This window comes from Pseudomonas sp. GB2N2 (assembly GCF_054897705.1).
The window spans coordinates 4,878,747-4,896,036 of sequence record NZ_CM142701.1 but is presented as its reverse complement, the minus strand read 5'-3'; the positions used below and the strand labels follow the sequence as shown (position 1 = coordinate 4,896,036).

General features: G+C 60.6%; 18 protein-coding genes. 10 read left to right on the top strand and 8 right to left on the bottom strand.

The genetic code is table 11. The features are described from left to right. Positions 1 to 2 precede the first annotated feature (2 nt). Positions 3 to 374 (bottom strand): DUF423 domain-containing protein, encoded by a 372-nt coding sequence (locus tag ACYZT4_RS22645; protein ID WP_461983059.1) that lies wholly within the window; start codon positions 372 to 374, stop codon positions 3 to 5. Between the two features lie 74 nt (positions 375 to 448). On the opposite strand from ACYZT4_RS22645, the gene mtgA reads away from it, so the two are divergent. Beyond that, positions 449 to 1,171, top strand: a complete 723-nt coding sequence (gene mtgA, locus ACYZT4_RS22640; RefSeq protein ID WP_461983058.1) for a monofunctional biosynthetic peptidoglycan transglycosylase — start codon at positions 449 to 451, stop codon at positions 1,169 to 1,171. A gap of 154 nt (positions 1,172 to 1,325) precedes the next feature. Here mtgA and rpoH read toward each other — a convergent pair whose 3' ends face one another. From rpoH to ftsY, 4 genes are all read right to left on the bottom strand, one after another. Further along, positions 1,326 to 2,180 carry an RNA polymerase sigma factor RpoH gene (rpoH, locus tag ACYZT4_RS22635; protein WP_401354197.1) on the bottom strand — a complete coding sequence of 285 codons (855 nt, stop codon included), beginning with the start codon at positions 2,178 to 2,180 and terminating at the stop codon, positions 1,326 to 1,328. Positions 2,181 to 2,292: 112 nt separating this feature from the next. Next, positions 2,293 to 3,315: a permease-like cell division protein FtsX gene (ftsX, locus tag ACYZT4_RS22630; protein ID WP_461983057.1), complete on the bottom strand. Its 1,023-nt coding sequence runs from the start codon at positions 3,313 to 3,315 to the stop codon at positions 2,293 to 2,295. Next, on the bottom strand, positions 3,312 to 3,983 hold the full coding sequence (gene ftsE, locus ACYZT4_RS22625) for a cell division ATP-binding protein FtsE (protein ID WP_461983056.1): 672 nt from the start codon (positions 3,981 to 3,983) through the stop codon (positions 3,312 to 3,314). Before ftsE ends, ftsX begins: the two co-directional genes overlap by 4 nt. After that, a complete protein-coding gene (gene ftsY, locus ACYZT4_RS22620) occupies positions 3,980 to 5,440 on the bottom strand; it encodes a signal recognition particle-docking protein FtsY (protein ID WP_461983055.1) in 1,461 nt (486 codons plus the stop codon). Before ftsY ends, ftsE begins: the two co-directional genes overlap by 4 nt. A gap of 342 nt (positions 5,441 to 5,782) precedes the next feature. On the opposite strand from ftsY, the gene ACYZT4_RS22615 reads away from it, so the two are divergent. Genes ACYZT4_RS22615 through ACYZT4_RS22600 form a run of 4 tightly spaced genes read left to right on the top strand, consistent with a single transcriptional unit; the run spans position 5,783 to position 10,289 of the window. After that, positions 5,783 to 7,138: a M16 family metallopeptidase gene (locus ACYZT4_RS22615; RefSeq protein WP_461983054.1), complete on the top strand. Its 1,356-nt coding sequence runs from the start codon at positions 5,783 to 5,785 to the stop codon at positions 7,136 to 7,138. Then, positions 7,131 to 8,621, top strand: coding sequence for a M16 family metallopeptidase (locus tag ACYZT4_RS22610; protein ID WP_461983053.1), 1,491 nt, complete (start codon positions 7,131 to 7,133; stop codon positions 8,619 to 8,621). The genes ACYZT4_RS22615 and ACYZT4_RS22610 overlap by 8 nt, the downstream gene beginning before the upstream one ends. Further along, on the top strand, positions 8,621 to 9,235 hold the full coding sequence (gene rsmD / locus ACYZT4_RS22605) for a 16S rRNA (guanine(966)-N(2))-methyltransferase RsmD (protein WP_461983052.1): 615 nt from the start codon (positions 8,621 to 8,623) through the stop codon (positions 9,233 to 9,235). Before ACYZT4_RS22610 ends, rsmD begins: the two co-directional genes overlap by 1 nt. 55 nt (positions 9,236 to 9,290) lie before the next feature. Beyond that, complete coding sequence (locus ACYZT4_RS22600) at positions 9,291 to 10,289, top strand: hydrolase (RefSeq protein WP_461983051.1); 999 nt, start codon at positions 9,291 to 9,293, stop codon at positions 10,287 to 10,289. 72 nt (positions 10,290 to 10,361) lie between these two features. Here the strand turns inward: ACYZT4_RS22600 and ACYZT4_RS22595 are convergent, their stop codons facing one another. Both ACYZT4_RS22595 and ACYZT4_RS22590 read right to left on the bottom strand, forming a co-directional pair. Then, positions 10,362 to 11,216: a sulfurtransferase gene (locus tag ACYZT4_RS22595; protein ID WP_461983050.1), complete on the bottom strand. Its 855-nt coding sequence runs from the start codon at positions 11,214 to 11,216 to the stop codon at positions 10,362 to 10,364. A 70-nt stretch (positions 11,217 to 11,286) separates the two neighbouring features. Then, on the bottom strand, positions 11,287 to 11,958 hold the full coding sequence (locus tag ACYZT4_RS22590) for a TetR/AcrR family transcriptional regulator (RefSeq protein WP_461983049.1): 672 nt from the start codon (positions 11,956 to 11,958) through the stop codon (positions 11,287 to 11,289). Between the two features lie 146 nt (positions 11,959 to 12,104). Here ACYZT4_RS22590 and ACYZT4_RS22585 point away from each other — a divergent pair, with 146 nt between their 5' ends. From ACYZT4_RS22585 to ACYZT4_RS22565, 5 genes are all read left to right on the top strand, one after another. Then, positions 12,105 to 13,535, top strand: coding sequence for a coniferyl aldehyde dehydrogenase (locus ACYZT4_RS22585; RefSeq protein ID WP_461983048.1), 1,431 nt, complete (start codon positions 12,105 to 12,107; stop codon positions 13,533 to 13,535). A 28-nt stretch (positions 13,536 to 13,563) separates the two neighbouring features. Then, positions 13,564 to 14,109 carry a twin-arginine translocation pathway signal protein gene (locus ACYZT4_RS22580; protein WP_461983047.1) on the top strand — a complete coding sequence of 182 codons (546 nt, stop codon included), beginning with the start codon at positions 13,564 to 13,566 and terminating at the stop codon, positions 14,107 to 14,109. Between the two features lie 53 nt (positions 14,110 to 14,162). Further along, the gene (locus ACYZT4_RS22575) at positions 14,163 to 15,758 is read left to right on the top strand and encodes a GMC family oxidoreductase (protein WP_461983046.1); all 1,596 of its coding nucleotides are present in this window, start codon (positions 14,163 to 14,165) and stop codon (positions 15,756 to 15,758) included. Between the two features lie 115 nt (positions 15,759 to 15,873). Beyond that, on the top strand, positions 15,874 to 16,353 hold the full coding sequence (gene coaD / locus ACYZT4_RS22570; RefSeq protein ID WP_003177462.1) for a pantetheine-phosphate adenylyltransferase: 480 nt from the start codon (positions 15,874 to 15,876) through the stop codon (positions 16,351 to 16,353). 181 nt (positions 16,354 to 16,534) lie between these two features. Next, positions 16,535 to 16,786, top strand: a complete 252-nt coding sequence (locus tag ACYZT4_RS22565; protein WP_461983045.1) for a YfhL family 4Fe-4S dicluster ferredoxin — start codon at positions 16,535 to 16,537, stop codon at positions 16,784 to 16,786. 120 nt (positions 16,787 to 16,906) lie between these two features. Here the strand turns inward: ACYZT4_RS22565 and ACYZT4_RS22560 are convergent, their stop codons facing one another. Continuing rightward, positions 16,907 to 17,230, bottom strand: a complete 324-nt coding sequence (locus ACYZT4_RS22560) for a multidrug transporter (RefSeq protein WP_461983044.1) — start codon at positions 17,228 to 17,230, stop codon at positions 16,907 to 16,909. Between the last annotated feature and the right edge of the window lie 60 nt (positions 17,231 to 17,290).

Sequence of the window (17,290 nt, the reverse complement as noted above, 5' to 3'; positions counted from 1 at the left end):
CGTCAATTCAACCGCCAGGCCGCGAGGCCCAGCAGAACCCAGCCGATCAGGAACGCCAGGCCACCGAACGGCGTGATGATGCCGAGCTTGCTGACGCCGGTCAGGGTCAGCAGATACAGGCTGCCGGAGAACAGCACAATGCCGATGGCGAACGACGCGCCGGCCCATGTGACTAGCCGCCCGGGAATCTGCGTGGCGAGCAACGCAATGCCCAACAGCGCCAGCGTATGCACCAGTTGGTAGGTGACGCCAGTGTGGAAGATCGCCAGGTATTCGGGGGTCAGACGGTTTTTCAAGCCATGGGCGGCGAACGCGCCGAGGGCAACGCCGGTGAAGCCGAAGAAAGCGGCCAGCATCAGAAAGCCACGCAACATGAGGAACTCCAGTCAGACTCGATCAACAGGGTCTGTATAATGGCCCGCTCAACGGGTTCGGCCAAGCCATCTCTATGCTGCGTTTATTTCTGCGACGATTCACGAAGGCCCTGCTCTGGTTCGCGGGCGGCAGCGTATTACTGGTGCTGGTTTTTCGCGTGGTGCCACCGCCGGGAACGGCGCTGATGGTCGAGCGCAAGGTCGAATCCTGGATCGACGGCGAGCCGATTGATCTGCAACGCACCTGGAAGCCCTGGGATGAAATCTCCGATGACCTGAAAGTCGCGGTGATCGCCGGCGAGGATCAAAAATTCCCGGAGCATTGGGGTTTTGACTTGGGCGCGATCCGCGCCGCACTGGCGCACAACGAGCTCGGCGGTTCGGTTCGCGGTGCCAGTACCCTGAGTCAGCAGGTGTCGAAAAACCTTTTTTTGTGGTCCGGCCGCAGTTGGCTGCGTAAAGGCCTTGAAGCCTGGTTTACCGGGTTGATCGAAGTGTTCTGGCCCAAGCAGCGGATCCTCGAGGTATATCTGAACAGCGTCGAGTGGGATGACGGGGTGTTTGGCGCGGAAGCGGCGGCTCGGCATCACTTTGGGGTCGGCGCCAGGTCGCTGTCCCGGCAGCAGGCCAGTTATCTGGCGGCAGTATTGCCTAACCCGCGGGTGTGGAACGCTAGCCATCCGACCTCCTATGTATTGCGTCGGGCCGGGTGGATTCGGCAGCAAATGAGTCAATTGGGTGGCGACAGTTATCTGCTGGGCCTCAATGATTCGCGCCGGGCACCTTGGGCCGAATAACAGCGCAACTCCTGCAGGAGCTGGCTTGCCAGCGATTGCGATTGGCCTGACTCACCGCGTTGTCTGGATCGCCAGCAAGCAGGCGCCTACAAAAGGCACAAACAAAAACGCCCCGATCCATGATCGGGGCGTTTTTTATTGCCGGGTGCGCAGCTTAGGCGGCGATCGACAACTTGAGCTTGTTCATCGCGCTCTTCTCGAGCTGACGAATACGCTCGGCCGACACGTTGTACTTCTGCGCCAGGTCGTGCAGCGTGGCTTTCTCTTCAGCCAACCAGCGCTGATAGAGGATGTCACGGCTGCGGTCGTCCAGTACGTCCAGCGCTTCGTGCAGGTTGTGGTTGGAGTTGTCGCTCCAGTCGGCATCTTCCAGTTGACGGGCCGGATCGTACCGGTGGTCTTCCAGATAGTTGGCCGGCGACTGGAAAGCGCTGTCGTCGTCCGCTTCCGCGGCCGGGTCGAAAGCCATGTCATGGCCGGTCAGGCGACTTTCCATCTCACGCACTTCCCGCGGCTCTACGCCGAGGCTTTCCGCAACACGGTGGACTTCCTCGTTGTTCAGCCACGCCAGACGTTTCTTCTGGCTGCGCAGGTTGAAGAACAGCTTGCGCTGGGCCTTGGTGGTCGCGACTTTCACGATGCGCCAGTTGCGCAGGATGAACTCGTGAATTTCCGCCTTGATCCAGTGCACAGCAAACGACACCAGGCGCACCCCCATTTCCGGGTTGAAGCGCTTGACCGCCTTCATCAGGCCGACGTTGCCTTCCTGGATCAGGTCAGCCTGAGCCAGACCGTAGCCGGAATAGCTACGGGCGATATGTACGACAAAACGCAGGTGGGCGAGGACCATCTGCCGAGCCGCCCCCAAATCCTGCTCATAATAGAGACTCTCGGCCAGTTCACGCTCCTGCTCCGGCGTCAGCAATGGAATGCTGTTCACGGTGTGCACATAGGCCTCCAGGTTCGCACCCGGGACCAGAGCATATGCAGGTTGCAAAGAATTGGTCATACGAAAAAACCTCCGACTTACAAACTCGTGCAGTTCAGCACTGCGAAAATTGACCGGAAACCGAAAGACAAGTTCCCAAAAACGCTGAAAGGTCAATACGAGCAAAATGATATTACTTAGGCGCAAGCTCCCTCAGGTGGCGTGCGACTGCAATCCATGCACCGATATACCCCAACAGCACCGCGCCAAGCAAGAGAGACAGACCGTCGGCTGCTGGCACTCCCGCCAGCGCGAAATTACTGCCGTACAGACCGGCCAGTCCCACTACCGCCTCGTTCAACCAGTTCAGGCCGAACGCCAATACACCCCAGGAAAGAATCCCCGCACCGAAGCCATACAGCGCGCCCATATAAAGAAAGGGCCTGCGTACATAACTGTCAGTGCCGCCGACGAGTTTAATCACTTCTATCTCTGTGCGGCGGTTTTCAATATGAAGACGAATGGTATTGCCTATCACCAAAAGTAATGCAGAAACCAGAAGCACGGTCAGACCGAAGACAAAACGGTCGCCGAGCTTGAGGATGGCTGCCAGACGCTCGACCCAGACTAGATCAAGCTGCGCCTGTTGTACCTTCGGCAGTTCGGAAAGTTTTTGTCTTAATGCTTCAAGCGCAGGCTTGTCGACTTCGTTCGGCGTCACCAGCACCACGCCGGGCAGCGGGTTTTCCGGCAATTCCTTCAAGGCTTCGCCCAGGCCGGATTGCTGCTGAAACTCTTCCAGCGCCTGATCACGGCCGACATATTCAGCATCAGCTACGCCCGGCATGCCTTTGATCTGCTCGCGCAGCGACTCGCCTTCAGCCGGGCTGGCTTCAAGTTGCAGATATAGGGAAATCTGCGCCGCACGCTGCCAGGAACCGCCGAGGCGTTCGACGTTACTCAGCAAAAGCGACAGGCCCATCGGCAAGCTCAGTGCAACCGCCATCACCATGCAGGTGAAAAAACTGCCGATCGGCTGTTTGCCCAGTCGACGCAAACTGTCCACCAGGCTGGCGCGATGGCTTTCGATCCAGGCACGGAACAGCGTGGCGAAATCCGGGCCGTCGTCGTCGTCGCGTTTTTTCTTCTGCGGTTGCGGATCGGCGGCTTTCGGGGCCACGCGTTCGGAAACCTTGGGGCTGCGAGTCGCACTCATTCGGCGGCCTCCCCGTCGCCGATCAGTCGGCCGCGTTGCAGGGTCAGCATGCGGTGGCGCATGCGGGCGATCAGCGCCAGGTCGTGGCTGGCGATCAGCACGCTGGTGCCCAGGCGATTGATATCTTCGAACACCCCCATGATCTCGGCCGCCAGACGCGGGTCGAGGTTACCGGTGGGTTCATCCGCCAGCAGCAAGGCCGGGCGGTGAACGATGGCGCGGGCGATGCCGACACGTTGTTGCTGGCCGGTGGACAGGTCGCCGGGGTACAGATCGGTTTTATCCGAGAGCGCCACGCGCTCCAATGCAGAATCCACGCGCTTGGCGATCTCGGGCTTCGACAATCCCAGAATCTGCAACGGCAGCGCGACGTTGTTGAACACGGTGCGATCGAACAATAACTGGTGGTTCTGGAACACCACGCCAATCTGCCGGCGCAAGTACGGGATCTGCGCATTGCTGATGGTACCGAGGTCCTGGCCGGCCAGCAGCAATTTGCCGGTGGTCGGTCGCTCCATCGCCAGCAACAGTCGCAGCAAGGTGCTTTTACCGGCGCCGGAATGGCCGGTGACAAACAAGAATTCGCCCCGACGGACTCGAAAGCTCAGCTCATGCAAGCCGACGTGACCGTTCGGGTAGCGTTTACCGACCTGTTCGAAACGAATCATGAACGCTCCCGCTCGGCAAACAGTGCCTGGACAAAGGGTTCTGCTTCAAAAGTACGCAAATCATCGATGCCTTCTCCGACGCCGATGTAGCGAATCGGCAAGCCAAACTGCTTGGCCAGGGCGAAAATCACCCCGCCCTTGGCGGTGCCGTCAAGCTTGGTCAGCGCCAGGCCGGTCAGTTCGACGGTCTGGTGGAATTGCTTGGCCTGGCTGATCGCGTTCTGCCCGGTGCCGGCGTCGAGCACCAGCAGCACTTCGTGCGGTGCGTCGGCGTCGAGCTTGCCGATGACCCGGCGAACCTTCCTCAACTCTTCCATCAAATTGTCTTTGGTGTGCAGGCGACCGGCGGTGTCGGCGATCAGCACATCGATGCCACGGGCCTTGGCGGCCTGCACAGCGTCGAAGATCACTGAAGCCGAGTCAGCGCCGGTGTGCTGGGCAATTACCGGAATCTTGTTGCGCTCACCCCAGACCTGCAGCTGCTCGACCGCGGCCGCGCGAAAGGTATCCCCCGCCGCAAGCATGACTTTTTTGCCTTCGAGCTGCAGCTTCTTCGCCAGTTTGCCGATGGTGGTGGTCTTGCCGGCGCCGTTGACGCCGACGACCAGAATCACGAACGGCTTGTTCTGCGAGGTGATTTTCAGCGGCTGTTCGACGGGCTTGAGCATCGCTGCCAATTCCGCTTGCAGGGATTTGTACAGCGCGTCGGCGTCGGCCAGCTCCTTGCGGGCGACCTTCTGGGTCAGGCGCTGGATGATCACCGACGTGGCCTCAACGCCCACATCGGCAGTCAGCAGACGGGTCTCGATATCTTCGAGCAACTCGTCATCAATGATTTTTTTGCCGAGGAACAAGCTGGCCATGCCTTCGCCGATGCTGGCGCTGGTCTTGGACAGCCCTTGCTTCAGGCGGGCGAAGAAACCGGCCTTGGATTCCTCGCTGCGCGGCGGCTCGCCGGGCGTTTCGACCGGCACGACGGTGGCGCCGACCGGCGCAGGCGCCTGGACAACCGGAGCAACCGGAGCAACCGGAGCAACGAATGCGGGAGTCACAGGTTCTGCAACGGCCGGCACAGGCTCGGCCACTACGGAAGGCTCAGCCACAAACGCACTCGGTGCTGGAATCGGCGGCACAATATGCGGTGCCAGCTCGTCTTCGACCAACGCCACTGGCTCTTCCGCCACCGGCAACGTCAACCATGGCGTAGCAGCCGGGATCGGCGGCTGTTCAGCCACGACTTCAGGTTCCACCTCACCGACCGGTTGCAGCACCGGCTCGGCGAGTGGCAACACTATCGGCTCCGGCGCTTCTTCTATGACCGGCGTCGGAATGGGCTCAGGTAGCGGCTGTGACTGTTCGACGACGGTTTCCTGCGGCTTTTTGCGCAGCCATCCGAACAGGCTTTTTTTCTCGCCAGCCGCAGCTGGGTCTTTCTTGTCGTCGTTGGAACCAAACATGGAGGACGGCTATCTCACGGTAGCGACGCGCCAAAGGGCGCCTCGGCAATAAATATTCGATGCAGAACAGACTGCGATTGACTCAGCTTGTTCACGCGCAACATTTTGTAGAGGTGCAAACAGCGCCTCAAAGGTCGACTAACACGAAGGTCTGGAACGGCATCGTCGGCGAAAACGCAGAGTCTAGTTGATAAACCGCAACCTTTTCCCGCAAACCATTCAACCAAATCAAACACAAAGAATTGATAGGCGTGGCCGCCAGTAAAACGGATCAGTATCCTAGCACCCTCTCGCCCGCCGACGCTAAGAACAAGCGGGCAGTCCCAAAGGTTTAAAAAACGAATGAATGCTCTAGCCCGCCGCGCTGCAGGCCTGCTGTTCAGCACAGTTTGCCTGCCACTTTCAGTCTTCGCTGCCGATCCGCAACCCACCCACGAATTCACTCTCGACAATGGCTTGAAGGTCGTCGTGCGCGAAGACCATCGTGCGCCCGTGGTGGTTTCCCAGGTCTGGTACAAGGTCGGTTCCAGCTACGAGACGCCGGGGCAGACCGGTTTGTCCCACGCCCTGGAACACATGATGTTCAAGGGCAGCGAGAAAGTCGGGCCGGGCGAAGCCTCGCTGATCCTGCGCGACCTCGGCGCCGAAGAAAACGCCTTTACCAGCGACGACTTCACCGCCTATTACCAAGTGCTGGCCCGCGACCGCCTGGGCGTGGCCTTCGAACTGGAAGCGGATCGCATGGCCAGCCTGCGCCTGCCGGCCGACGAGTTCGCCCGTGAAATCGAAGTCATTAAAGAAGAACGTCGCCTGCGCACCGACGACAAGCCGATGTCCAAGGCCTACGAGCGTTTCAAGGCCATGGCGTACCCGGCCAGCGGCTACCACACGCCGACCATCGGCTGGATGGCTGACCTCGACCGCATGAAGGTCGAAGAGCTGCGCCACTGGTATCAGTCCTGGTATGTGCCGAACAACGCCACATTGGTGGTGGTTGGCGACGTGACGCCGGACGAAGTCAAAGCCCTGGCCCAACGCTACTTCGGCCCAATCGCCAAGCGCGATGTACCGCCGGCGAAAATCCCGCTGGAACTGGCCGAACCCGGCGAGCGCCAGATCACTCTGCATGTGCAGACGCAACTGCCAAGCCTGATGCTGGGCTTCAACGTGCCGAGCATCGCCACCGCTGAAGACAAGCAATCGGTCAATGCCTTGCGCCTGATCTCGGCCCTGCTGGACGGCGGCTACAGCGGGCGCATCCCGACGCAACTGGAACGCGGCGAGGAACTGGTGTCCGGCGGCTCGTCGAGCTACGACGCTTATACCCGCGGCGACAGCCTGTTCACCCTGTCGGCCACGCCGAACACCCAGAAAAACAAGACCATGGCCGAGGCCGAAGCGGGTCTGTGGAAGCTGCTTGAGCAGCTGAAAACCACCGCGCCGTCCGCCGAAGAACTGGAGCGGGTTCGCGCTCAGGTCATCGCGGGCCTGGTCTATGAGCGTGACTCGATCACCAGCCAGGCCACTGCCATCGGCCAATTGGAAACCGTCGGCCTGTCGTGGAAACTGATGGACACCGAACTGGCCGAACTGGAAAGCGTGACCCCGCAAGACATCCAGAACGCCGCCAAGCTGTATTTCACCCGCGAACGTCTCAGCGTCGCCCATGTACTGCCACTGGAGACGCCCCATGAGTGAGCGTAAAAAAACACGTCTGGTCTTGATCGGCCTGATCACTGTTGCCTTGATCGGCTCGGCTGCCGTGTATTTCCTGAAGACTGACGAATCGGTGGCCAGCGAAGCGCTGGACAAGGCCAAGTCCAGCCTGAAACTTCAATCCCTGGCCGAACTCGACAGCAAGGCACCGAGCCACCGCAGCCTGAACGTCCAGACGTGGAACACCGCCGAAGGCGCCAAGGTGCTGTTCGTTGAAGCCCGTGAGTTGCCGATGTTCGACATGCGCCTGATTTTCGCCGCGGGCAGCAGCCAGGACGGCAATGCACCGGGACTGGCGGTGCTGACCAACGCGATGCTCAACGAAGGCGTGGCCGGCAAAGATGTCGGCGCGATTGCTCAGGGTTTTGAAGGCCTGGGCGCCGACTTCGGCAATGGTGCGTTCAAGGACATGGCGCTGGCTTCGTTGCGCAGCCTCAGTGCTCCGGACAAACGCGAGCCTGCGCTGAAGCTGTTCTCTGAAGTCATCGGCCAGCCGACGTTCCCCGGTGATTCGTTTGCGCGCATCAAGAACCAAATGCTCGCCGGCTTCGAATATCAGAAACAGAACCCCGGCAAACTCGCCGGCATCGAACTGATGAACCGCTTGTACGGCGACCACCCATACGCGCATTCAAGCGACGGCACGGCGAAAACCGTGCCTGCCATCACCCTCGATCAACTGAAGGCTTTCCATCAGAAAGCCTACGCCGCCGGCAACGTGGTGATCGCGCTGGTAGGCGATCTGTCCCGCGCCGAGGCCGAGGCGATTGCCGCACAAGTCTCCAGCGCGCTGCCAAAAGGCCCGGCACTGGAGAAACTGCCGCAACCTGAAGAACCGAAAGCCAGCATTGGCCACATCGAGTTTCCGTCAAAGCAGACCAACCTGATGCTCGCGCAACTGGGCATCGACCGTGATGATCCGGATTACGCGGCGCTGTCCATGGGCAACCAGATCCTCGGCGGCGGTGGTTTCGGCACGCGTCTGATGAGCGAAGTGCGCGAGAAGCGTGGCCTGACCTACGGCGTGTATTCGGGCTTCACCCCGATGCAGGCGCGCGGCCCGTTCATGATCAACTTGCAAACCCGCGCCGAAATGAGCGAAGGCACGCTGAAACTGGTGCAGGACGTCCTCGCCGACTACCTGGAAACCGGGCCGACCGAGAAAGAACTCGACGACGCCAAGCGTGAACTGGCCGGCAGCTTCCCGCTGTCCACCGCCAGCAACGCCGACATTGTCGGTCAACTCGGCGCGATGGGTTTCTACAACCTGCCGCTGAGCTATCTGGAGGACTTCATGCAACAGTCCCAGAGCCTGACCGTCAAGCAGGTCAAAGCCGCACTGAACAAACACCTGAGCACAGACAAAATGGTCATCGTCACCGCCGGCCCGACCGTGCCGCAAAAGCCGTTACCGGCCCCATCTGATAAACCTGCCGAGCAGCCGCTCGGGGTTCCGGAGCATTAATGGCCACTTCCCGTCCAAAAAAACCCGTTCACAACGTGCATAACGGCGTGAACCAACTGCGCATCATTGGCGGTGAATGGGGCAGCCGAAAACTGAGCTTCCCTGATGCACCCGGTCTGCGCCCGACCCCGGACCGGGTGCGCGAGACCCTGTTCAACTGGCTCGCGCCGTATGTTGCGGGCGCCAAGGTGCTCGATCCGTTCGCTGGCAGCGGCGCGCTATTTCTCGAAGCCTTGTCCCGTGGCGCGGCCATGGGCCAAGCGCTGGACGCCAGCAACATTGCGGTGTCCAGCATCAAGGAACATCTGGGCACCCTGCGCTGCACCACCGGCCAGGTGCAAACCGCAGACGCGCTGCGTTACCTGGAAACCCAGACTTCAGTGGCTTACGATCTGGTGTTCCTCGATCCGCCGTTCAACCAGAACCTGCTGCCCGCCGTATGCACCCTGCTCGAAGAGCGCCAATGGCTGGCGGACGATGCCTGGGTCTACACCGAAAGCGAAACCGCGCCGTCGACACTCGGTTTGCCGGCGAACTGGCGCCTGCACCGCGAGCAGAAATCCGGGCGCGTCTACTACGCGTTGTGGCACCGTATGGCAGAGATCGCCGGTTAACCGACCGGCCTGAAAAGGTGCGCACAGGTTGCGCACCGCTGTATCGAGAGCAATCGTGTCCCTTCCGTCAGAACGCTTCAGCCCCGCCTTCGGCCTCGGCAACCCGCACTTGCAAACCTTGTGGGGACCGCTGTGGCGCAAAACCACGCACATCGAACGCGAGCGCGAACGCTTGTGGCTTGAGGATGGCGACTTCCTCGACCTCGACTGGCACGGTCCGCACAGCGCCGATGCGCCACTGGTGCTGGTGCTGCACGGCCTCACCGGTTCTGCCAACTCGCCTTACGTGGCCGGCGTGCAAAAAGCGCTGGGCGAACAGGGTTGGGCCAGCGTCGCGCTGAACTGGCGCGGTTGTTCCGGTGAACCGAATCTGTTGCCGCGCAGCTATCATTCCGGCGCCAGCGACGACCTCGCCGAAACCATCAAACACCTGAGGGCCAAACGGCCGCTCGCGCCACTGTATGCGGTCGGTTATTCCCTGGGGGGAAACGTCTTGCTCAAACACCTGGGCGAGACCGGCAGCAACAGCGGCGTGCTCGGCGCCGTCGCGGTGTCGGTGCCGTTCCGGCTCGATCAGTGTGCCGACCGCATCGGCCAGGGCTTTTCCAAGGTGTATCAGGCGCACTTCATGCGCGAGATGGTCGCCTACATCAAGAACAAGCAGCGGCAGTTCCAGCATGACGGGCGCGAGGATGGCCTGGCGAAGCTGGCGGCGCTGGGTTCGCTGGAAAACATGCGCACGTTCTGGGATTTCGATGGCCGGGTCACCGCGCCGCTGCACGGCTTCACCGATGCGCAGGATTACTATCGGCGCGCGTCGAGCCGCTATTTCCTTGGGGAAATTCGCACACCGACGCTGATCATTCAGGCGGCCGATGACCCGTTTGTGTTTCCGCACAGTTTGCCGCATGCCGAAGAGTTGTCCGTCTGCACGCAGTTCGAATTGCAAGCCAAGGGTGGGCACGTTGGTTTCGTCGATGGCTCGTTTCGCCAGCCGGGTTACTACCTCGAACGGCGTATCCCACAGTGGCTGACCACCGTGGGTCGTGAGTAAGCCGATGGTCGGCGGTTCAAGCAGGTTTACGGGGTTGGGCCGGGTCGTATCGCAGTGCTCGACTTTTGATCTTTACTCGCCTTTGGCGACGCCACGCGCAGGATCGTTGATCCACTCGCTCCACGACCCGGCATACAACGAACCCAACGGATAACCCGCCAGGCACAGGGCAAACAGGTTATGACACGCCGTCACGCCCGACCCGCAATACGCCACCAGATCGGTCGACGAGCGACTACCCAGTTTCGCAGCGAACCGCCGATTGAGTTGATCGGCCGACAGGAAACGTCCGTCGCTGCCCAGGTTGTCGGTGAACGCCGCGCATTGCGCGCCGGGAATGTGGCCGGCAATCGGGTCGATCGGTTCCACTTCGCCCCTGAAGCGCGGCAAGGCACGGGCATCGAGCAAGGTCAGCGCGGGTTGGGCGAGACGTTGTTGAAGTTGTTCGGCGCTGAGGACCAGCGCGTTGTCCGGCGCGCCGTTGAAAGTACCGCGCTCGTTGGGCGGCGCATCCAGGCTCAGCGGCAATCCCGCCGCGTGCCAAGCCTTGAGCCCGCCATCGAGGATAAACACGCCGTCACGTTTGCCCAGCCAGACCAGCAGCCACCAGGCCCGCGCCGCGAAAGCACCGGGACCGTCGTCGTACAAAACCACCTCGCTGTCGGCGTTGATGCCCAAGGCTTGCAGGCGCTCGATCAAGTCTTCGGGTTCCGGCAACGGATGGCGCCCGGTCACACCTTTGACCACTGTACCGCTCAGGTCACGCTCAAGATCGATGAAGCCCGACCCGGCGATATGCCCTTCGGCATAGCTGCGCTGGCCGTAATCCGGGTCTTCGAGGGCAAAACGACAATCCAGAATCACCAGCCCCGGCTGGTTCTTCTTCAGGTCCAGTGCCTGCGGGCTGATCAGTTGCGCAATGGGCATAACGGGCTCCAGTGAATGGGCGATAGTCGATCCTACTGCACTTTGCATCCCAAATCCCTATCCCGAATCCCTAGCCTACCTCTTCCAACGCCTGGGCCAGCGGCACGTAAAACTCCTCGAACAATGCGTTGACCGCATCGCGGGATTGATCCGTGACAAACCCGGCTTCCAGCACCAGCACCTGGTAAACGCCGCGCTTGATCGCCTGCTCGCTCAGGTGATTGGAGTTCTCCCGCGTGGTGCACAGGAATCGAACCCATGAGGTCAGGATGATCCAGGCATTCAGCGTCAGGGATTCAATCTGCACCCGGTCCATCTTAAGGATGCCGGCCTCGACGAACCCTTTGTAGATCGCCGAACCCTGAATAACGCAGCGCTGGGAAAAGCGTCGGTAACGGGCGGCCAGCTCCGGATCGCTGTCGAGCAGATGCTCGAGGTCACGGTGCAAAAACCGGTAACGCCACATGGCCGACAGCAGCTCCTTGAGGTAGTAACGCTTGTCCTCCACCGTGGCGGCGCGACCTTGAGGCGGGCGCAGGAAGCTGTCCACGAGGTTTTCGTACTCACTGAACAGCACGGCGATAATCGCCTGCTTGTTGGGAAAGTGGTAGTACAGATTGCCCGGGGAAATTTCCATGTGGGCAGCAATGTGGTTGGTGCTGATGCTGCGTTCACCCTGCTGGTTGAACAACTCCAGGCTGTTCTGCACGATGCGCTCGCTGGTTTTTATTCGTGGGGCCATGGCTTGAGCTTTAATTCAGAGTGCGTTGCCGGGCATCTTACGACCTATCCGCGAGTGGATAAAACAAAGCTGTGCCCGGATGTCGTTTGACTTTATAGAGCATAGACTCTAAAAAGCTCATCATTACAATAAATCCGGAGATGACCATGACTGCTGAAATTGCCTACCTGCAGAACCTGCAGCAGCCACTGGAAGAACTTCAAAACCTGTTCGACGCCCAGCGCGCCGCCTATGCTGCCCACCCGATGCCGCCTGCGGCAGAGCGTCAGCAATGGCTCAAAGCACTGCGGAATTTGTTGAGCACCGAGCGCCAGGCGCTGACCGAAGCGATCAGCCAGGACTTCAGCCACCGCAGCGCCGATGAAACCCTGCTCGCCGAACTGATGCCGAGCCTGCATGGCATTCACTATGCGAGTCAGCACCTCAAAGGCTGGATGAAGCCTTCGCGGCGTAAGGTCGGCATGGCGTTTCAGCCTGCCTCGGCGAAAGTCATTTACCAGCCGCTTGGCGTGGTCGGGGTGATCGTGCCGTGGAATTACCCGCTGTACCTGGCCATCGGACCGCTGGTGGGCGCGTTGTCGGCGGGCAATCGGGTGATGCTCAAACTCAGCGAATCGACGCCCGCCACCGGTGCGCTGCTCAAGGAGTTGCTGGGCCGGATCTTTCCCGAAGACCTGGTCTGCGTCGTGCTCGGCGAGGCCGACATGGGCGTGGCGTTTTCCCGTTTGCGTTTCGATCACCTGCTCTTCACCGGTGCCACCAGCATTGGCAAACATGTGATGCGCGCCGCAGCAGAAAACCTGACGCCGGTGACACTCGAACTGGGCGGCAAGTCGCCAGCGATCGTTTCCCGCGATGTGCCACTGAAGGATGCCGCCGAACGCATTGCGTTTGGCAAGACGCTAAACGCCGGACAAACCTGTGTAGCGCCGGACTACGTACTAGTGCCGGAAGACCGCGTAGGCTCTTTCGTTGAAGCCTACCGGCAGGCGGTTCGCGGGTTTTATCCGACCTTGACGGACAACCCGGACTACACCGCGATCATCAACGACCGACAACTGGCCCGGCTCAACGGCTACGTCAGCGATGCCACCAGTAAAGGGGCGCTGCTGATTCCGCTGTTCGACCAGGGGCAGGGTCGGCGCATGAGCCACAGCCTGTTGCTCAAGGTCACGGACGACATGACGGTGATGCAGGACGAAATCTTCGGTCCGCTGCTGCCGATCGTTCCTTACAAGGAACTGGATGACGCATTTGCCTACATCAATCAGCGACCGCGGCCACTGGCGCTGTATTACTTCGGCTACGACAAACGCGAACAACAGCGCGTGCTGCACGAAACCCATTCCGGTGGGGTGTGCCTGAACGACACCCTGTTGCACGTGGCTCAGGACGATATGCCGTTCGGCGGCATCGGCGCCTCGGGCATGGGCCATTACCACGGCCACGAAGGGTTTCTGACGTTCAGCAAGGCCAAGGGCGTGTTGATCAAACAACGTTTCAACGCGGCGAAACTGATCTACCCGCCGTACGGCACATCCATTCAAAAACTGATCCAGAAGCTATTTATCCGCTAATGATCTTCACCGTCGGGTAATAACAATAATGAGCCCAGGCCTGTCCGATTCACCCGCGTTGTCACGGCGCGGTCTGCTTAAATTCAGCCTCGGCGCCAGTGCTTTCCTGGCCACAGCCGGGCTGGGTGCGAGCCTCAGTGGCTGTTCGTCGAGCATTCCTGCCAACGGTTTCGCGACACTGCGCGGCGGTGACCTGCTGTTTTTGCGCGCACTGATTCCGGTGATGCTCAAGGGCGCCGTGGCCCACGAACAAATGCCTGAGGCGGTCGAGGGCACCTTGAAAAACCTGGATAACGCGCTCGATCACCTGTCGCCGGAAATGCTCAAGCTGACCCGGCAACTGTTCGATGTGCTGGGAATGGCCGTGACGCGCGGGCCGTTGACCGGGATCTGGGGTAGCTGGGAAAACGCTGGTGGACATGCGATCCGGCATTTTCTTCAGCGCTGGGAAAACAGTTCGTTGAGCCTGTTGCGCATGGGCCACAGCTCGTTGCAGCAAATGGTGATGATGGCGTGGTACGGCCGGCGGGAGTCCTGGGGGCATTGCGGGTATCCCGGGCCGCCCGCGGTCTGAGACCGAGTCTGCCACCTCACCACCGAACCCAAAAATAATAAGAGACCCTGAATATGCCCGTACCCGACCCGTTCCGCGAAGGCATGGCCCGTGGCTGGAAAACCCGCAACGGCGCGCAGCTCACCGAAGACCTGACCCTTGAAGCCGAAGTGGCGATCATCGGCAGCGGCGCGGGTGGCGGCACCACGGCGGAAATCCTCAGCGCCGCCGGCTACAAGGTGTTGCTGATCGAAGAAGGTCCGCTCAAGACCAGCAGCGACTTCAAGATGCTCGAAGACCAGGCCTATTCCAGCCTCTATCAGGAAGGAATCGGCCGCATGAGCAAGGACGGCGCGATCACCATTCTTCAGGGCCGAGCGGTGGGCGGCACCACGCTGATCAACTGGACGTCGAGCTTTCGCACCCCCGACCCGACGCTCGAACACTGGGCGAAAGAACACGGCGTCAAAGGCCACAGCCCGGCAGAAATGTCGCCATGGTTCGAGAAAATGGAACAACGCCTGGGTGTCGCCCCGTGGAGGGTTCCGCCCAACGCCAACAACGACGTAATTCGCAAAGGTTGCGAGAAACTCGGCTACGCCTGGCATGTGATCCCACGCAATGTACGCGGCTGCTGGAACCTCGGCTATTGCGGCATGGGCTGCCCGACCAACGCCAAGCAATCGATGATGGTGACGACGATTCCGGCCACTCTGGAAAAAGGTGGCGAGCTGCTTTACCTCGCCCGCGCTGAACAATTGATGATCAAGGATGGCAAGGTCACCAGCCTCCAGTGCGTGGCCATGGACGAGCGCTGCGTTGCCCCCACTGGCAAGACAATCACAGTCAAGGCGCGGCATTACGTGTTGGCCGGCGGCGGGATTAACAGCCCCGCGCTGCTGTTGCGCTCCGATGCGCCAGACCCGCACAAACGCCTGGGCAAGCGGACTTTCCTGCACCTGGTAAACATGTCCGCCGGGCTGTTCGATGAAGTGATCAATCCGTTCTACGGCGCACCGCAGTCGATCTACTCCGATCATTTCCAGTGGCAGGACGGCACGACCGGCAAGATGTCCTACAAACTCGAAGTACCCCCGTTGCACCCCGCGCTCGCGGCCACCCTGCTCGGCGGCTACGGCCAGGAAAGCGCGCAGCACATGGAAAACCTGCCCCACACCCACGCCATGCTGGCATTGCTGCGCGATGGTTTTCACCCGGACAGCCCGGGCGGCAGCGTCGAACTGCGCGGTGACAACACGCCCGTGCTTGATTATCAGGTGTCGCCCTACGCCTGGGACGGGTTGCGTCGCGCGTTCCACAGCATGGCCGAGATCCAGTTCGCCGGTGGCGCCAATGCGGTCATGCCGATGCACGCCGATGCGCGTTACGTGAAAAGCCTGGCCGAGGCGCGCAAGCTGATCGACGGTTTGAGCCTTGAGCTGTATCGCACCCGCCTCGGCAGTGCCCATGTAATGGGCGGTTGCGCCATGGGCGAAGACCCGAAAAACGCGGTGACCGACAGCCTTGGCCGTCATCACCAACTCAGCAATCTGTCGATCCACGACGGCTCGCTGTTCCCCACCAGCATTGGCGCAAACCCGCAATTGTCGGTCTACGGGTTGACGGCGCAACTGGCGACTTCGCTGGCCGACCGTTTGAAAAACCCGTGAAAAGAGCGAATATTCCGATCGTCTATAGTGCTTTCTTACCCAACAGGCGACTTGGCCGACCGGGTAGGCTGCGATACCATCCGACTCCCCAACGGACTCCCGCCAGGACGACGCGATGAACCGAGTGTTGTACCCAGGTACCTTCGACCCTATTACCAAGGGCCATGGCGACTTGGTCGAACGCGCCGCGCGCCTGTTCGATCACGTGATCATTGCCGTCGCCGCCAGCCCGAAGAAAAACCCGTTGTTTCCCCTGGAACAGCGCGTGGAGCTAGCCCGCGAGGTCACTAAACATCTGCCGAACGTTGAAGTCGTCGGATTCTCGACGCTGCTGGCGCACTTCGCCAAGGAGAAGAACGCCAACGTGTTCCTGCGTGGTTTGCGCGCGGTGTCGGACTTCGAGTACGAATTTCAGCTGGCCAACATGAACCGTCAGCTGGCGCCGGATGTGGAAAGCCTGTTTCTTACACCGTCCGAGCGTTATTCGTTCATCTCTTCGACACTGGTCCGTGAAATCGCGGCACTGGGCGGCGATATCACCAAGTTCGTCCACCCTGCGGTGGCGGACGCTTTGACACTTCGATTCAAGAAATAACCCGAACTGTAGGAGCCGGCTTGCCGGCGATTAATATGACGCGGTCCGCCTGATACACCGCCATCGCCAGCGAGCCGGCTCCTACAGAACGTCGCGCAAGCGTGCAGTACGCTCGCCAATGCGGCACAATTGCGCGCATTGGTTTATTGTGCCCGGGCCTCGCGCCCCGGCTGGAGTTAGCATGTCCCTGATCATCACCGACGATTGCATCAATTGCGACGTCTGCGAACCCGAGTGCCCGAACGCCGCCATTTCCCAGGGCGAAGAGATCTACGTGATCGACCCGAACCTGTGCACCCAGTGTGTCGGCCACTACGACGAACCGCAGTGCCAGCAAGTCTGCCCGGTGGATTGCATTCCACTGGACGAGGCACATCCGGAGACGCAAGAGCAGTTGATGGCGAAGTATCGGGTGATTACCGCTAAAGCTTGACCCAGATCGTTTTGTAGCGCTAATACGGACCCTATCGCGAGCAGGCTCACTCCCACATTTGGAATGCATTCCCCTGTTGCAGTGAGCCTGCTCGCGATGGGTCCATCACCAACACCGAAATCACTCCCGCTGCTCAAACCCCTCCCCGATGCACCCCAGACACCGCACAAACGCCGCTTTCGCCGGATCAACCACCAGCGCCTGCCCGGCGTCGCCGACATTGCCGCCCAGCGCAGTAAACGGCAACGACACTACAAACGCGCCCGCACCGATTACCGTCGCCACCACCAGCAAGGGTCGGGCAATCAGCAAGTCGCCGAGCATGGCGTACGCCGGAGGATTCTGGATGGTGTAACGCGGGTCGCCGCTGCCAGTGGTGTCCGCCAGCGCTGGCGCACCAACACTCAGCAGCACAACTGCGGCAAGGGTTCGAAACAGATTCATGGCACGGTCCTTCGACTAGGCGTTGAGACACTGACTAACTCTGACTATAGCCCTTAAGTG

What these genes read in the sequence shown, in the direction of transcription:
- rpoH (WP_401354197.1), bottom strand. Translation starts at nt 2,180, where the DNA reads ATGACCAATTCTTTGCAACCTGCATATGCTCTGGTCCCGGGTGCGAAC.
- coaD (WP_003177462.1), top strand. Translation starts at nt 15,874, where the DNA reads ATGAACCGAGTGTTGTACCCAGGTACCTTCGACCCTATTACCAAGGGC.
- ACYZT4_RS22590 (WP_461983049.1), bottom strand. Translation starts at nt 11,958, where the DNA reads ATGGCCCCACGAATAAAAACCAGCGAGCGCATCGTGCAGAACAGCCTG.
- ACYZT4_RS22585 (WP_461983048.1), top strand. Translation starts at nt 12,105, where the DNA reads ATGACTGCTGAAATTGCCTACCTGCAGAACCTGCAGCAGCCACTGGAA.
- ACYZT4_RS22565 (WP_461983045.1), top strand. Translation starts at nt 16,535, where the DNA reads ATGTCCCTGATCATCACCGACGATTGCATCAATTGCGACGTCTGCGAA.
- ACYZT4_RS22610 (WP_461983053.1), top strand. Translation starts at nt 7,131, where the DNA reads ATGAGTGAGCGTAAAAAAACACGTCTGGTCTTGATCGGCCTGATCACT.
- ACYZT4_RS22615 (WP_461983054.1), top strand. Translation starts at nt 5,783, where the DNA reads ATGAATGCTCTAGCCCGCCGCGCTGCAGGCCTGCTGTTCAGCACAGTT.
- mtgA (WP_461983058.1), top strand. Translation starts at nt 449, where the DNA reads ATGCTGCGTTTATTTCTGCGACGATTCACGAAGGCCCTGCTCTGGTTC.
- ACYZT4_RS22560 (WP_461983044.1), bottom strand. Translation starts at nt 17,230, where the DNA reads ATGAATCTGTTTCGAACCCTTGCCGCAGTTGTGCTGCTGAGTGTTGGT.
- ACYZT4_RS22575 (WP_461983046.1), top strand. Translation starts at nt 14,163, where the DNA reads ATGCCCGTACCCGACCCGTTCCGCGAAGGCATGGCCCGTGGCTGGAAA.
- ftsX (WP_461983057.1), bottom strand. Translation starts at nt 3,315, where the DNA reads ATGAGTGCGACTCGCAGCCCCAAGGTTTCCGAACGCGTGGCCCCGAAA.
- ACYZT4_RS22645 (WP_461983059.1), bottom strand. Translation starts at nt 374, where the DNA reads ATGTTGCGTGGCTTTCTGATGCTGGCCGCTTTCTTCGGCTTCACCGGC.
- ACYZT4_RS22580 (WP_461983047.1), top strand. Translation starts at nt 13,564, where the DNA reads ATGAGCCCAGGCCTGTCCGATTCACCCGCGTTGTCACGGCGCGGTCTG.
- rsmD (WP_461983052.1), top strand. Translation starts at nt 8,621, where the DNA reads ATGGCCACTTCCCGTCCAAAAAAACCCGTTCACAACGTGCATAACGGC.
- ACYZT4_RS22595 (WP_461983050.1), bottom strand. Translation starts at nt 11,216, where the DNA reads ATGCCCATTGCGCAACTGATCAGCCCGCAGGCACTGGACCTGAAGAAG.
- ftsY (WP_461983055.1), bottom strand. Translation starts at nt 5,440, where the DNA reads ATGTTTGGTTCCAACGACGACAAGAAAGACCCAGCTGCGGCTGGCGAG.
- ftsE (WP_461983056.1), bottom strand. Translation starts at nt 3,983, where the DNA reads ATGATTCGTTTCGAACAGGTCGGTAAACGCTACCCGAACGGTCACGTC.